This window comes from Cupriavidus mimosae, assembly GCF_023952485.1.
GTDB lineage: Bacteria > Pseudomonadota > Gammaproteobacteria > Burkholderiales > Burkholderiaceae > Cupriavidus > Cupriavidus taiwanensis_C.
The window spans coordinates 42,513-56,622 of sequence record NZ_JALHRY010000013.1; the positions used below are offsets into that span (position 1 = coordinate 42,513).

Annotated in this window: 14 protein-coding genes; 9 read left to right on the plus strand and 5 right to left on the minus strand. The window is 67.4% G+C overall.

Annotated features, from left to right (window positions below):
* Positions 1-8: 8 nt before the first annotated feature.
* The 4 genes from MKD50_RS22500 (at position 9) to MKD50_RS22515 (ending at position 3,634) form a co-directional block, all read left to right on the plus strand.
* Positions 9-1,442: a DUF3426 domain-containing protein gene (locus MKD50_RS22500; protein WP_252668712.1), complete on the plus strand. Its 1,434-nt coding sequence runs from the start codon at positions 9-11 to the stop codon at positions 1,440-1,442.
* 98 nt (positions 1,443-1,540) lie between these two features.
* Positions 1,541-2,041 carry a thiol peroxidase gene (gene tpx / locus MKD50_RS22505; protein ID WP_115681133.1) on the plus strand — a complete coding sequence of 167 codons (501 nt, stop codon included), beginning with the start codon at positions 1,541-1,543 and terminating at the stop codon, positions 2,039-2,041.
* A gap of 130 nt (positions 2,042-2,171) precedes the next feature.
* Positions 2,172-3,119, plus strand: coding sequence for a carbohydrate kinase family protein (locus MKD50_RS22510; RefSeq protein ID WP_252668714.1), 948 nt, complete (start codon positions 2,172-2,174; stop codon positions 3,117-3,119).
* A 38-nt stretch (positions 3,120-3,157) separates the two neighbouring features.
* Entirely contained in the window at positions 3,158-3,634 is a 477-nt protein-coding gene (locus MKD50_RS22515) for an outer membrane lipoprotein (RefSeq protein ID WP_115704775.1), read from the plus strand.
* 255 nt (positions 3,635-3,889) lie between these two features.
* Here the strand turns inward: MKD50_RS22515 and MKD50_RS22520 are convergent, their stop codons facing one another.
* Both MKD50_RS22520 and MKD50_RS22525 read right to left on the minus strand, forming a co-directional pair.
* Positions 3,890-4,468, minus strand: a complete 579-nt coding sequence (locus MKD50_RS22520) for a histone H1-like DNA-binding protein (protein ID WP_115704777.1) — start codon at positions 4,466-4,468, stop codon at positions 3,890-3,892.
* Positions 4,469-4,505: 37 nt separating this feature from the next.
* Entirely contained in the window at positions 4,506-4,766 is a 261-nt protein-coding gene (locus MKD50_RS22525; RefSeq protein WP_240072619.1) for a hypothetical protein, read from the minus strand.
* Between the two features lie 1,207 nt (positions 4,767-5,973).
* Between MKD50_RS22525 and MKD50_RS22530 the strand changes: the two genes are divergently transcribed.
* Positions 5,974-6,438 (plus strand): DUF2147 domain-containing protein, encoded by a 465-nt coding sequence (locus MKD50_RS22530; RefSeq protein ID WP_115704781.1) that lies wholly within the window; start codon positions 5,974-5,976, stop codon positions 6,436-6,438.
* Between the two features lie 128 nt (positions 6,439-6,566).
* On the opposite strand, the gene MKD50_RS22535 is transcribed toward MKD50_RS22530, so the two are convergent.
* Both MKD50_RS22535 and MKD50_RS22540 read right to left on the minus strand, forming a co-directional pair.
* A complete protein-coding gene (locus MKD50_RS22535) occupies positions 6,567-8,675 on the minus strand; it encodes a TonB-dependent receptor (protein ID WP_252668716.1) in 2,109 nt (702 codons plus the stop codon).
* 176 nt (positions 8,676-8,851) lie between these two features.
* Entirely contained in the window at positions 8,852-9,724 is an 873-nt protein-coding gene (locus MKD50_RS22540) for a LysR family transcriptional regulator (protein ID WP_252668718.1), read from the minus strand.
* Positions 9,725-9,856: 132 nt separating this feature from the next.
* Here MKD50_RS22540 and MKD50_RS22545 point away from each other — a divergent pair, with 132 nt between their 5' ends.
* The 3 genes from MKD50_RS22545 (at position 9,857) to MKD50_RS22555 (ending at position 12,783) form a co-directional block, all read left to right on the plus strand.
* Positions 9,857-10,249, plus strand: coding sequence for a tautomerase family protein (locus tag MKD50_RS22545; protein WP_115704787.1), 393 nt, complete (start codon positions 9,857-9,859; stop codon positions 10,247-10,249).
* A gap of 208 nt (positions 10,250-10,457) precedes the next feature.
* Complete coding sequence (locus MKD50_RS22550; protein WP_252668720.1) at positions 10,458-11,849, plus strand: GntP family permease; 1,392 nt, start codon at positions 10,458-10,460, stop codon at positions 11,847-11,849.
* 100 nt (positions 11,850-11,949) lie between these two features.
* Entirely contained in the window at positions 11,950-12,783 is an 834-nt protein-coding gene (locus MKD50_RS22555; protein WP_252668722.1) for an aldo/keto reductase, read from the plus strand.
* A gap of 18 nt (positions 12,784-12,801) precedes the next feature.
* Here MKD50_RS22555 and MKD50_RS22560 read toward each other — a convergent pair whose 3' ends face one another.
* Positions 12,802-13,215 (minus strand): hypothetical protein, encoded by a 414-nt coding sequence (locus MKD50_RS22560; RefSeq protein ID WP_115704792.1) that lies wholly within the window; start codon positions 13,213-13,215, stop codon positions 12,802-12,804.
* A gap of 215 nt (positions 13,216-13,430) precedes the next feature.
* On the opposite strand from MKD50_RS22560, the gene MKD50_RS22565 reads away from it, so the two are divergent.
* Positions 13,431-14,009 carry a BPSL1445 family SYLF domain-containing lipoprotein gene (locus MKD50_RS22565; RefSeq protein ID WP_115704794.1) on the plus strand — a complete coding sequence of 193 codons (579 nt, stop codon included), beginning with the start codon at positions 13,431-13,433 and terminating at the stop codon, positions 14,007-14,009.
* Positions 14,010-14,110: the final 101 nt, after the last annotated feature.

Sequence of the window (14,110 nt, forward strand, 5' to 3'; positions counted from 1 at the left end):
TCCGCCCGATGGCCGCCGTCAAGCTAGTCACGCGCTGCCCGGCCTGCCGCACCGCCTTCCGGCTGGTCGCCGACCAGTTGCGGCTGCGCCAGGGGCTGGTGCGGTGCGGCCAGTGCGAAACGGTGTTCGACGCGCGCGAGCACCTGATCGAAATTCCGCTGCCGGCGGGCACCACCGCGGGCAGTGCCCCGGCACAGAAGCCGGCAGCGTCTGCCGCGCCTGCCCCGGCTGCCGCCGAACCCGGCGCGCCGCCCGCCTCGTCACCAGCGGCACCCGCGCCATCGCCCGCCCCGACTCCCGCTTTCACCCCGACCATCGACCCCGGCTACGACGTGCCGGCGCTGGATGCGCCGACCATGCTGATGTCGTCGCCCGAGGACATGGCCGTGCCCCCGCAGGCCGGCATGGACGATGCCGAGATCGAGCGCGCGCTGCGCGAAGCCAATGCGGCCGTCGCCGACCGCGATGCGCGCGACGCGCAGCGCCAGGCGCCAGGCCCGGTCGCCGAAGCGGCCCCGGCAACAGCACCAGCACCGGCGGCACAGCCGCCCGCGCCGGCAGCCGCCTGGCCGGCGCTGGATCACGGCGCGCTCGATAGCCCGGCCGAGAAACCCGCGGCGCCGGCCGCCGGCGCCATCCCCAGCGCAGGCGAATTCCTGCGCGCGGCATCGGCCGATCAGGCATTCGAGCCGGCGCCGTGGCCGGATCACACGCAGCGCCCGGCCGATGAGACTGCGGCCGCCACGCCGCCGAACGCATTGCCCGCCGTCGGCGAGCAGGACGAAGCGCGCTCCGCCGGCCCCGACACCATTGGCAGCGTCACCGGCGGCGCGGTCGCGCGCGAGCAGGCGACGCGCCGCTGGGTCCGCGCCGAAGCACCGGCCGGCCCGGTGTTCGCCCCTGACTTCCTGCGGCAGGCGCGCGAGCGCGAGCGTGAACGCGAGCCGCGCCGGCCCCTTGCCGTGCCCCGCGCCGCGTGGCGCGTGGCAGCCGTGGCACTCGCCATCGCCGCGCTGTTGCAGCTTGCCTACCTGGGACGCAGCCAGCTCGCCGGGCACTTTCCGATGCTGCGCCCGGCACTCGAGGCGGCATGCGCGCCGCTGGGCTGCACCGTGCCGCCGTGGCGCGACATCGATGCGCTGCGCATCGAGACCTCGCAACTGCAGCGCCAGGATGAAGGCGGCGACACCTACTTGCTGGCCGTGACCCTGCGCAACCTTGGCCGCGCCAGCGCCGCGCTGCCCGCGATCGAACTGGTCATGACCGACCTGCAGGACCAGTTGCTGCTGCGCCGGGTGCTGCAGCCCGCGGAATACCTGGAGTCGTCGCAGCAGGCCTTTGCCGCGCAAGGGCTGCGCGCGGGCATGGAGCTGCCGGTTCGGGTACGATTCCGGACGCAGCAGGCGCCAGCCAACTATCGCGTGCTGATTTTTTATCCCTGAATTCCTGGCCCGCCGCCGGACCGAATCCGAGTCTTGCAGCGAGCCTTGCCCCCGCTCCGGACTGCAGCCGGAAACCCATCAGATATCAAGGAGTAGACATGAGCAACGTCACCCTCGGCGGCAACGCCATCGAAGTCGCAGGCAAGTTCCCGCAAGCCGGCGACAAGGCCCCCGCCTTCTCGCTGGTCGGCAAGGACCTGAAGGACGTCACGCTGGCCGACTTCGCCGGCAAGCGCAAGGTGCTGAACATCGTCCCTAGCCTGGATACGCCGGTGTGCCAGGCGTCCGCGCGCAAGTTCAACGAAGCCGCCAGCGGCCTGGCCAACACCGTGGTGCTGACCATCTCCGCCGACCTGCCGTTCGCCATGGGCCGCTTCTGCAGCGCCGAAGGCCTGGCCAACGTGGTGCCGCTGTCGACCATGCGCGGCGCCGAGTTCAAGGGCAACTACGGCGTCGACATCAAGACCGGCCCGCTCGCCGGCGTGACCGCCCGCGCCGTGGTGGTGCTGGACGAAAACGACACCGTCAAGTACAGCCAGCTGGTGCCCGAGATCAAGTCCGAGCCCGACTACGACGCCGCCCTGGCCGCGCTGAAGTAACAGGCGGCGCGCCTGCGATGTCAGCGGCCGCCCGCGACCACGGGGCGGCCGCTTCTGTTTTGTGCGTTACCGCTGCTGCCCGCAAAGGGCGCCGATCCACCCGAACCCAACCCCGACACCTGGAGAGAGCATGGCCAGCCTGATCTGCGGCTCCGTCGCCTACGACACCATCATGACGTTCGACGGACGCTTCCGCGAACACATCCTGCCGGACCAGATCCACATGCTGAACGTCTCGTTCCTGGTGCCCGGCATGCGCCGCGAGTTTGGCGGCTGCGCCGGCAACATCGCCTACACGCTCAAGATGCTGGGCGGCGATCCGGTGGTGATGGCCACCGTCGGCATCGATGCCGAACCCTACCTGGAATACCTGCGCAAGCTGGCGATCCCCACCGGCCACATCCGCGTGCTGCCGGAGACCTTCACCGCGCAGGCCATGATCACCACCGACCTGGACAACAACCAGATCACCGCCTTCCACCCTGGCGCAATGAGCCAGTCGCAACTGAACCACGTCAAGGACGCGCTGGGCGGGGACGAGGCGCCCAGCCTGGGGATCGTCGCGCCCGACAGCCGCGAAGGGATGCTGCACCACGCGCGCCAGTTCGCCGAAGCCGGGGTGCCGTTCATCTTCGACCTGGGCCAGGCCATGCCGCTGTTCAACGGCGACGACCTGCGGGAGTTCGTTGAACTCGCCAGTTACGTGACAGTCAATGACTACGAGGCGCAGGTCCTGCTGTCGCGCACCGCGTGGACCAGCGCCGAGGTTGCCGCCAAGGTTCGTGCCTTCATCGTCACGCACGGCGAGCGCGGCGCCAGCATCTATGCCGATGGCCGCCAGTACGCGATCCCGGCCGTTGCCGCCGAGCGCATCGTCGACCCGACCGGCTGTGGCGACGCCTTCCGCGGCGGCCTGCTCTTCGGCATTGAAAACGGATTAGACTGGGAAACGACCGGCCGCCTCGCATCGCTGATGGGGTCGGTCAAGATCGCGCAGCAGGGTCCGCAGAACCACTGGTTGTCGTGCGACGAAATCGGCAACCGGTTCCAGTCTGCATTCGGGTACCGCTACGCCTGAGCTGCGGCCGGCGCGTGGCGAAATTTTCGGGAACTGACATGAACAACAAGCTACGCGGCGGCGCGCTTGCCGTTCTTGGGGCGGCCCTGGTTGCCACGCTGGCGGCCGGCTGCGCCACGCAATCCAATTCCAACAGTGTCTACGGCACCGGCCAGGCGCAGCGCGAGCAGACCGTGCGCTACGGCGTGGTCGAAGGCATCCGCGAGGTCACCATCCAGGGGGGCCAGAGCGGCGCCGGCACGCTGGCCGGCACCGCCATCGGCGGCGTAGCGGCCGGCAGCACCATCGGCGGCGGCAACGGCGCGGTGGCGGCCGGCATCCTCGGCGCGGTACTGGGCGGCATCGCCGGCAGCGCGGCCGAGAACAAGATCAACCAGCGCCGCGCGCTGGAAATCACCGTGCGCCTGGACAACGGCGAGATGCGCGCGATCACGCAGGAGGCCGACGAAGCCTTCCGCCCTGGCGAACGGGTGCGGCTGCTGTCCTCCGGCGGCGTGACCCGCGTCACGCACTGACGGCCACGCAGGCCTTCACCAAAGGCGCACCCCGGGCGCCGTACCCGCAAGGGTACGGCGCTTTTTCTTTGGCCGCTCTGGCGGACGCGGCCCGCGCGCGCCCATGAAAAAACCCGCCGGGCGGTTGCCATCGGCGGGTCGGCAAGACCAGGTGTCTTGCGGACCGGATACGCGGTATCCGGTCATGCAGGCACGACTTGCGTGCCGTTGTGGTTCCTTGCGGAACGGGTAGGGTCCACGCCGTGGCGGCGCAGCTTACGGACGGTTGCCCGTCGGGAACGGCCAGGCAGCAGCCGGGTTCAGCGCGGTCTTGGCAGCCGAAGCGGGAGCAACCGCAGGGGCCGCGGCAGGCTTGCCGGCAGCCTTCTTGGCAGCCGGCTTCTTGGCAGCGGCCTTCTTGGCAGCCGGCTTCTTGGCGGCAGCCTTCTTGGCCGGTGCAGCCTTCTTGGCAGCAGCCTTCTTGGCGGGCGCCTTCTTGGCAGCAGCCTTCTTGGCCGGTGCAGCCTTCTTGGCGGCGACCTTCTTCACCGCGGCCTTCTTGGCCGGTGCCTTCTTGGCAGCAGCCTTCTTGGCCGGTGCGGCCTTCTTGGCGGCGACCTTCTTCACCGCGGCCTTCTTGGCCGGCGCCTTCTTGGCAGCAGCCTTCTTGGCCGGTGCGGCCTTCTTGGCAGCGACCTTCTTCACCGCGGCCTTCTTGGCCGGTGCCTTCTTGGCGGCTGCCTTCTTGGCGGCCGGTGCAGCCTTCTTGGCGGCGACCTTCTTCACAGCAGCCTTCTTGGCGGCCGGCTTGGCGGCCTTCTTAGCCGCCGGCTTTTTCTTTGCAGCAGTTGCCATGGATAACTCCTTCACTAGAGAGTGAATATCGAATGACCTAAGTTGGCGACCCGACCGACCCGAGGCGCGCCGCAGCAGCGCGACCCCAGTCGAGCGAGCGATTCATCGGCGTGCGGCCCGACCACTGCTGCACGCTAATGAATTCGGTTGCAGGGGCACCGCCCATGGCGGTGACTTGGCGGCCGGCGCGAGCCCGCAAGCGGGTCTCGGGCACATGCCGCGCCCTGGAATATTCGATCAGCCCGCACCGCCCGTTGAGCCGGCGCGCGGCCAGAAATGAGGAGATATCGGACAGCATGCCTGCGGTGCGGGCTTGGCCTCGCGCACGGCAGGCGGCATTCATTCGGTGGTAGCGGGTCCAACCCGTTAATGGACCAAGGGAGACTGCACGCGTTTTATGAAGCCGGTCGGGCCTAGTCTGCGTCAAAGTTCTCGTGCTCCTCAGCTACTACCTTCGTCATTGCATCGAAGCGCGCATCGCGCTTTTCGGTTCCATCTTGCTTCCTGCTTCGCTGCAATGAAGTGAGACTCTTGTCAAGGCGAATCATAATTCGTTTGCACGATGATGTTAAGAAAAAAGTGCAAAAAAACTTGCCTGCATGCATCGCTCCAACTAGTTCTCGCGCGCCTCGTCACGAAGACGTTGCCGACGACATCGAAACGCGTCGCGCGCATGCCCGTGTCGAGACCCGCTACGCGCGCTCGCGCACGCTGCGCGATGTCCTTCGCTGACTGCGCGCGCCGCAGCTTTTACACACCGTCGCGCGTAGCGATGACAAGCCGCGCAGCATGCGCGCGACCACCATGAACAGCGCTACCGCGTGTCCTCGCACTTTCCGAAAAGCCGCATGGACAAAGGCTTTGCGGGCGATGCACCAAGGCGCGAGCGGCGCGCGCCGAGCTCTGCGGCGGCACGCTTCGACACGTGCGAGACGCAAACACCCGCGCGCGCTCTGCATGCTTTACACACTCGACCCGGCACGCACGTGCCGCGCCGCGCTCGATGCTCGGCGACACCGGCGTCGGTCGCTGTGCGACACCATCGCCGAGCGCGCGCGCGAGTGATGCGTGCACGCAACGGTTTGCATCGACGCAACATCGCGAAGGCATCGCAAGGACATGGCGGCGGCATCGAAGCGTTGCGCTCGAGCCAAGCCGCGACGACAGCGAAGCATCGCGGCAACACTCCGGCAATCGCTCCAGTGAGGTCGCGTCGTGCCGATCGATCCGGCGCACGCGCGCCGCGCTTTGCGGATGCGTTCGCGCCGTCGCGAAGGTCGCGGCAAGGTGCCGCGCGGTGCGTCGTACGTCCGCTTAGAGGATTGCTTCAGCGGCTATGCGCAGGCGCGTTTTGCTGCGCCACAAAAACCCGCAAACGCCCGCTGCGTGCGGGCTGGCGGGAAACGAACAAGCGCCGCGGAAGGGCGCGCGCCGGTCCGCGCCGGATTGCGGCGCGGCGGCTGCGCCAGTAGATTGGCGTGGCTACGGACCTCAAAGGAGACATCATGCGCAGCCCTTCCCTCATCGCCTGCACCATGCGCGCCGCGGTGCTTGCCGCCACCCTGCTCGGCAGCGCCGCGGCGCTGGCGCAGGCCACGCCCACCGGCACGTGGAAGACCATCGACGACAACACCGGCAAGCCGCGCGGGCTGGTGGAGATCACCGAGAAGAACGGCGTCTACAGCGGGCGCCTGCTCAAGAGCTTCGTCGACAGCGACGGCAAGCCGCGGGTGTGCGACAAGTGCACCGACGCACGCAAGGACCAGCCGCTGATCGGCATGACCATCCTGTCCGGCCTGCGCAAGACCGGCGACAACGAGTGGAGCGGCGGCGAAATCCTGGACCCCGAGAACGGCAAGGTCTACAAGAGCAAGATGTCGCTCACCGAGGATGGCAACAAGCTCAACGTGCGCGGCTTCATCGGCATCAGCCTGATTGGACGCACCCAGACCTGGGAGCGCGAGCACTGATCGCTGCCGGGACTCAGGGTTTCTCCGGGGCATGCCGTTGCCTGCCTCCCTGGTGAAGAAACAGCAGGCAAAAAAAAAACCGGGCGGTGATGAACCGCCCGGTTTCTTTTTGTCCCCGATGCTGCGCTTTACATGCGGTAGCGCAGGGTGGCCATGACGCTGCGCGGAGCGCCCGGCATGTTCAGGTTGGCGTTGGTGCCGTGCGCCGAGACGATGTAGCCCTTGTCGAACAGGTTGTACACGTTTAGCTGGGCCTCGAAGGCGCCGCGACGGTACCAGGCCATCGCGTCGGCGGTGACATAGCCGGGCAGGGTCACGGTGTTCTGCGGGTCGGCATAGCGCGCACCGACCAGGTTAGCGCCGAGGCCGACACCGAAGCCGTGGCCCAGGTCCTTGGTCACCCACAGGTTGCCGGAGTGGCGCGGCGTGATGGTGGCGCGCTTGCCTTGCAGCGCGGCGCTGGACTTAGTGATGGTGGCATCCAGATAGGCGTAGCCAGCCAGCATGCGCCAGCCGCTACCCAGCTCGGCCGCGCCGGAGAGTTCCACGCCGTCGGTGCGCTGTTCGCCGATCGGCAGCAGCGCCGTATTGGTGGCGTTGGCGACCTTGATATTGCTGCGCTCCAGGCGGAACAGCGAGATCGTGGTGCTGGCCTTGCCGTTCAGCCAGTCGTACTTGGCGCCCACTTCGGTGTTGTTGGTAGTCTCGGGCGCCAGATCAGCATTGTTATTCGCGAGGGCAAAGGTTTCCCCCGAGGGCTGGAAGGACTTGCTCCATGAAACGTAATACGACTGCGCCTTGGACGGTTGCCACACCAGGCCAGCACGTGGGCTCCACGCATTGTCGGTGCGCGACAGGTCCCTCTGCCCCGCCAGGCGTTGATTCGTATCCTGTTGGAAGTTGTCATACCGCAGACCGACCAGTGCTTTCCACTGCTCAGTCAACTTGATCATGTCCTGCGCGTAGAACGCCAGTGTCTTGACAGCTGCGAGGTTGCTCGTGGCCGGCGTGCCGCCGATGAGCAGGGGAAGCGTAGGTAGGACAGGGTTGAACAAATTAACGGTAGCCACGCCATTCTTGGAATAGCTCACCAGATCCTTGTTCTGCTGCCCAATTTCCATGCCGTACAGCAACTCATGCTGAGTTCCGAAAATTGTCGCCTTCTGAGTGAGGTCAGTCTGGTTGAACCAACCATGCTCCTCCCGATAGACGTTCGAGCGGTTCAGCACCACAGTCTGAGCGACCTCGTTGACCGGGCCAGAAGGCAACGTGTTGTTTCGGTCGAGCGAGTAATGGTAGTAGCGAGTGGCATTCCGGATCGACCAGCTTTCATTGAAGCGGTGGTTGATTGTGGCCGTGCCCGAGTACACGCGAGATTGGGAGTAGTCCGCGTCGCGGGCGTTCGCCGCGCCATAGTAAGTGGACGCGGGCACGTCCACCGGCCGCCCGCGGTACGCCGGGATGCCGAAGTCGGTCACGCGGCGGTCTTCCAGGTAGTCGGCCTGGAACAGCACGGTGGTCTCGGGCGCGACGCGCAGCTCCAGCGACGGCGCGATCGCCGCGCGGTCCAGGAACTGCTGCGAGCGGTAGCTGTTGGCCTTCTGCACCGCACCGGTGACGCGGAACGCCGCGGCGCCGTCCCCGAACACGCGGCCGACGTCAGCCTCGGCACGGCGGTCGGCCCACATGCCGTAGCTGAGCGCGAAGTCGGTGACGTCGATGCCCGGCTTCTTGGTCACGCGGTTGATCAGGCCACCCGACGAGCCACGCCCGTACAGCACCGCGGCCGGTCCCTTGATGACCTCGACGCGGTCGACGTTGGACATGTCGCGGAAGTACAGCGCGTCGTCGCGGATGCCGTCGACAAACTGGTCGGCGATGGCGGTGAAGCCGCGGATCGAGACCTGGTCGCGCTGGCCGTCGCCGTGCGAGAACGACACGCCCGGCACGTTCTTCAGCGCGTCCTGCATCGAGGTGGCGTGCTGGTCGCGCATGACCTCGGCGGTGACCACGTTGACGGTTTGCGGCACGTCGCGCAGCGGCGCCTCGGTCTTGGTCGCGCTGACCGCATTGGGCGGGTTGTAGCCTGCGCCCAGCTCACGGCTGACGTCCGCCTTGACGGTGACCTCCGGCAACTGCGCCGGCGTCGCCGGTGCGGACTGTGCCCACACCAGCATTGGTTGAAAAACGAAGCTCCCCGCCACCGCGGCACATATCGGGTGAAGTTTTATTCTCATGGCCTGTAATCGACTGTAATAACTTGAAAAAGCCCGCGAATTATCGATTACGGGATTGTCATGGTCAACGAGATTGCGAATTATTCCTATTCCCAATCCCGATATGTTGCTTTCACCACAACCGCACGCAGTGGTGTCGGCCGATTTGTGATCTTTTCTGACTGGGAGCGGCCCCGCTAGGCCAGTTGTGCTGCCAGCGCCTCGCGCGCTTGCGCAATGAAGGCCGACTCCCCGCGCCGCGCTGGCAGCAGGAAGAACTCCGCTTCCGGCAGCCGCGGCAGCCCTAGCCGCGCGACGGTGGCGGCGTCGAGCGGCGCGACGCCCGGCCCGATCGCCGACGCGTTCAGGCACGACACGCCCAGCCCCGCCGCCAGCGCCAGGTGCAGCCCCGCCACGCCGGACGCGGAGTGCGCGATCTCGAACGGCACCCGCTTGCGTAGCAGCCGCTGCACCACGTACTGGTGCAGGGAGCAGGTATCGGGCAGCAGCACCAGCGGCAGGGTCGCAGGCAGGCTGTCGGCCTCGGCCGGTGCGGCGACCCAGGCGAGGGGCTCGCGCCGCAGCACCGTGCCGCGCGCGGCCGGCCCGCGCGTGCCGGGCAGGCGCATGCTGAGGCCGATGTCGAAGGTGTCGCGCTCGGCGGCGGCATCGATCGCCGCGCTCTTCATCACCGTCACGTGCAGGCGCAGGTACGGATAGCGCTCGCGCAGGCGCCGCAGCATGCCGGCAATCTCGCCGGGGCGGAAATAGTCGGTCACCGCCAGGCGCAACTCGCCTTCCAGCGCGTGGCCACGCAACTCCTGCAAGGCCAGTTCGTTCAGGTCCAGGATGCGCCGCGCGTGCGCCAGCAGCCGCTGCCCGGCCGGTGTCGGCTGCGCGCCGTGGCGGCCGCGCGTCAGCAGCGGCACGCCGGCGCGCTCTTCCAGCTTGCGCAGCTGCTCGCTGACCGACGACTGCGACAGGAACAGCCGGGGCGCCGCGGCCGACATGCTGCCGCTGTCGGCAACCGTCACGAAGGTGCGCAACTGGTCGGTGTCGAAGCCACGCACGGCAAGCCTCCGGGCAGGGTTGGAATGATTTCGGCAGATCCGATGGATGGTATCGGTTATTCCCGCTTTTCCGATACCACACCACACCCTACCATGGCTTCACCACCCCCGCTCAAACCCAAGGAGCCCGCCATGCCCCACATCGTCCTGCACCTGTCCGGCCAACCCGATGCCGACCTCACCCGCCGCAGCGCCAGGGCTATCGCCGACCTGACCGAGCGCGTGCTCGGCAAGCAGCGCGATGTCATCGCCGTGACGGTCCAGTACATCCCGCACGACAGCTGGATCATCGCCGACACGCCGCTGTCCGAGCAGGGCCGCAACGCCTTCCACCTGGACATCAGCGTGACCGATGAAACCAACACCAAGGCGGAAAAATCCCAGTTCATCGCGGCCGTGTTCGAGACCATGTCGGGCCTGCTCGGCAACCTCCATCCGGTCTCTTACGTCCATGTGATCGACGCCCGCGCCGCGGCCTATGGCTACGGCGGGCGCACGCAGGAGTATCGCCACCAGCACCGGTGAACGTGACCAGCTCCTTCATGCCGGCCGCCGCCACTGCCATCGCCGCGGCCGGCGGCGCGCCGCGAGGTTTCGCCGCCGGCCAAGCTGTGGCACAGTCGCCGGCTGATCCCTTTTCCTGACGCACAGAAAGAGACAACGCGCCACAAGCGCAGGCCCCCGCGCGGCAACGGACCGCACCTCAGGAGAAGGCAACCCTGAAGGAGATCCGATGTCGTTCCTGATCGTACTGGCAGCCCTTGCCTTCCTGACGTTCGCCGCTTACCGCGGCTACAGCGTGATCCTGTTCGCACCGATCGCCGCGCTGGCGGCGGTGCTGCTGACCGACCCGTCGGCGGTGGCGCCGGTGTTCACCGGCATCTTCATGGAGAAGATGGTCGGCTTCGTGAAGCTGTATTTCCCTGTCTTCTTATTAGGCGCGGTGTTCGGCAAGGTGGTCGAACTGTCGGGCTTTTCCGAGTCCATCGTCGCCGCGGCGATCCGCTATATCGGACGAACGCGCGCCAATGCGGTGATCGTCACGGTGTGCGCGCTGCTGACCTACGGCGGCGTTTCGCTGTTCGTGGTGGTGTTCGCGGTCTACCCGTTCGCCGCCGAGTTGTATCGCCAGAGCAACATCGCGAAGCGGCTGATGCCGGGCGCGATCGCGCTGGGCGCGTTCTCGTTCACGATGGATTCGCTGCCGGGCACACCACAGATCCAGAACATCATCCCCACCAACTTCTTCAACACCACCTCGTGGGCTGCGCCGGTGCTGGGCGTCGCCGGCTCGCTGTTTATCCTGGTGGTGGGCCTGAGCTACCTGGAATGGCGCCGGCGCGGCGCCGCCGCGCGCGGCGAAGGCTATGGCACCAACCTGCGCAACGAGCCCGAGCGCAGCCAGGCCGGCAAGCTGCCGCACCCGCTGCTGGCGCTGCTGCCGCTGGTGTTGGTGGGCGTGGCCAACTTCTGGCTGACGCGGATGATCCCGCTGTGGTACGGCGAAACCAATAGCGTGGCGCTGCCCGGCCTTGCCAAACCGGTCGAAACCAAGATCGCCAGCGTCACCGCGATCTGGGCAGTGGAAGGCGCGCTGCTGCTGGGCATCGCCGTGGTGCTGGTGACCGCCTTCGGCGCCCTGCGCGAGCGCTTTGCCGAGGGTACCAAGGGCGCCGTCGGCGGCGCGCTGCTGGCGTCGATGAACACCGCGTCGGAATACGGCTTCGGTGGTGTTATCGCCGCGCTGCCCGGTTTCCTGTTGGTCAGCGATGCGCTGCGCGCCATCCCCAACCCGCTGGTCAATGCCGCGGTCTCGGTCAGCACGCTGGCCGGCATCACCGGCTCGGCCTCGGGTGGCATGAGCATTGCGCTGGCGGCGATGTCGCAGACCTTCATCGCGGGCGCGCAGGCCATGCAGATTCCGCTGGAAGTGCTGCACCGCGTGGTGTCGATGGCCAGCGGCGGCATGGACACCCTGCCGCACAACGGCGCCGTGATCACGCTGCTGGCGGTGACCGGCCTGACCCACCGCGAGTCCTACCGCGATATCTTCGCGGTCACGCTGATCAAGACCGGCGCGGTGTTCTTCGTCATCGCGCTGTATTTTCTGACCGGACTGGTTTGAAGCATTCCCGGCGCGCGCGGGTTGTACATTGCCGGTGTTGTTAACTAGTGTGGTTGGGTGCCGCCGGGCGCCCGAGCCCGGCCAACCTGGAAGCCAAGCGATGAAGCAAGTCACCCTGCCCGACGGCGAGCGCATCCCGGCGCTCGGCATGGGCACATGGAATATGGGCGAGTCGCCCGCCGCGCGCGCGGAAGAAATTGCCACGCTGCGCCTGGGGCTGGACCTGGGCCTGCGCCTGATCGATACCGCCGAGATGTACGGCGAAGGCCAGTCCGAGGACATGATCGGCGAGGCCATCGCCGGCCGGCGCGACCAGGCCTTCCTGGTCAGCAAGGTCTACCCGTTCAACGCCAGCCGGCGCGGCACCGTGCAGGCCTGCGAGCGCAGCCTGAAGCGGCTGCGCACCGACCGCATCGACTTGTACCTGCTGCACTGGCGCGGCGGCGTGCCGCTGGAAGAGACCGTGCAAGCCATGGAGGCGCTGCAGCGCGACGGCAAGATCCGCCACTGGGGCGTCAGCAACCTGGACCTGTCCGATATGCAGGAATTGTGGGACGCGCCGGGCGGCAGCCGGGTGGCCACCAACCAGCTGCTGTACAACCTGGGGCGGCGCGGCATCGAGTGGGACCTGCTGCCCTGGCTGCGCCAGCGCGGCGTGCCGGTGATGGCCTATTCCCCGATCGAGCAGTCGCGCCTGCTGGCGCATCCCGGGCTGAAGCGCTTTGCGCGCGACCACGGCATGACCGCGGCACAGGCGGCGCTGAGCTGGCTGCTGGCGCAGGACGGCGTCATCGCCATCCCCAAGACCAGCCGGCGCGAGCGCCTGCAGGAAAACCTGGAGGCCCTGTCGAAAACGCTGTCGCCGGCGCAGCTGGCCGAGATCGACCGCATCTTCCCGCCGCCCGACGCCCCGGGGCCGCTGGAAATGCTCTGAGCCGGCGACCGGCCGCGGTCAGTTCTGGCGGGCCAGGTAGCGCTCGCGCTCGACGTAGCGCACCAGGTAATTGCGCGCCTTGTCGCGGGTGTCGGCGGTGACGCGCGCCGCCGCCTGGCGCGCGCTGCTCTTGCCGTGCGACGACGACATCTGTGAGTCGAGATAGCTGCGGAACGACTGGTGCATCGCGTCCAGTTCCGGCTGGCATGCGGACAGAGCCAGGTCAGCCACGTCCTTGGACTGGCCTTTGGCCGACAGGTTGTCGTTGGCCTTCTTCTGCGTGCAATCCATGTATTTGGCGCGCAGCGCCTGCCATTCGCTGCCGGTGTCGGCCGCCGTGGCCGATGCCGCGGCGTCAGTGGAAGCCCCCGGAGGCTGGGAGGCGCAGGCGGCCAGCACAAGCAGCGGCAAGGCAGTGAGAAGTTTCTTCATGACTAATCAAGATGCGGTGACGGCGCAGCGGCGGTCACATGGCAGCCATAAGCCAGCCATGGGACGTATCGGGCGCAAGGCCCATTATTCTTGCCGCGAACGGTCGTCCTGCACCACCTTCGTCACAAATGGAAACGACTCGTTGGCCTGAATCATTTGCCCGGGTGATTTCGGCGCCTATGCTTCAAAGGCGACAACAACACAAAGGAGACGAGATGAAACGTCGAACCTTCCTTTCGGCCAGCGCGGGTCTGGCCCTCGGCACGCTGGCCACCGGCGCGTGCACCACCACCAAGCCCGACGCGCCAGCCGACAAGGCCGCGCGCCGGCGCGAACTGGATTCCGGCGCGGACGCCACGCTGTCGCGCCTGTACAGCTCGGTCAACGGTTCGCGCGAGCTGGGCAGCCGCGCGCGCGGCATCCTGGTGTTCCCGAAGACCCTGTCGGCGGGCTTTATCGTCGGCGGCGAGTATGGCGACGGCGCGCTGCGCTCGGGTGGCGGCACGCGCGGCTATTACCGGCTGGTCTCCGGCTCGGTCGGCTGGCAGATCGGTGCGCAGTCCAAGGCCATAATCCTGATGTTCATGACGCAGGACGCCTACGACAAGTTCGTGCGCAGCAGCGGCTGGACCGCGGGCGTGGATGCCACCGTCGCGCTGGCCACGATTGGCGCAAACGGCGTGCTCGACACCAACACCGCCCAGCAGCCCATCGTCGGCTTCGTGCTGACCAATGCCGGCCTGATGGCGGGCCTGAGCTTCGAAGGCAGCAAGATCACCAGGCTCGACCTGTAAAGCGGGGCTGGCGGTCATCCGCCGCGCGGCCGGTGTGCCGTGCGGCGGCCCACTTTTTCGCGGCCGGGCGCCGCGAGCGGATAGAATTCGTCCCTTTGGCC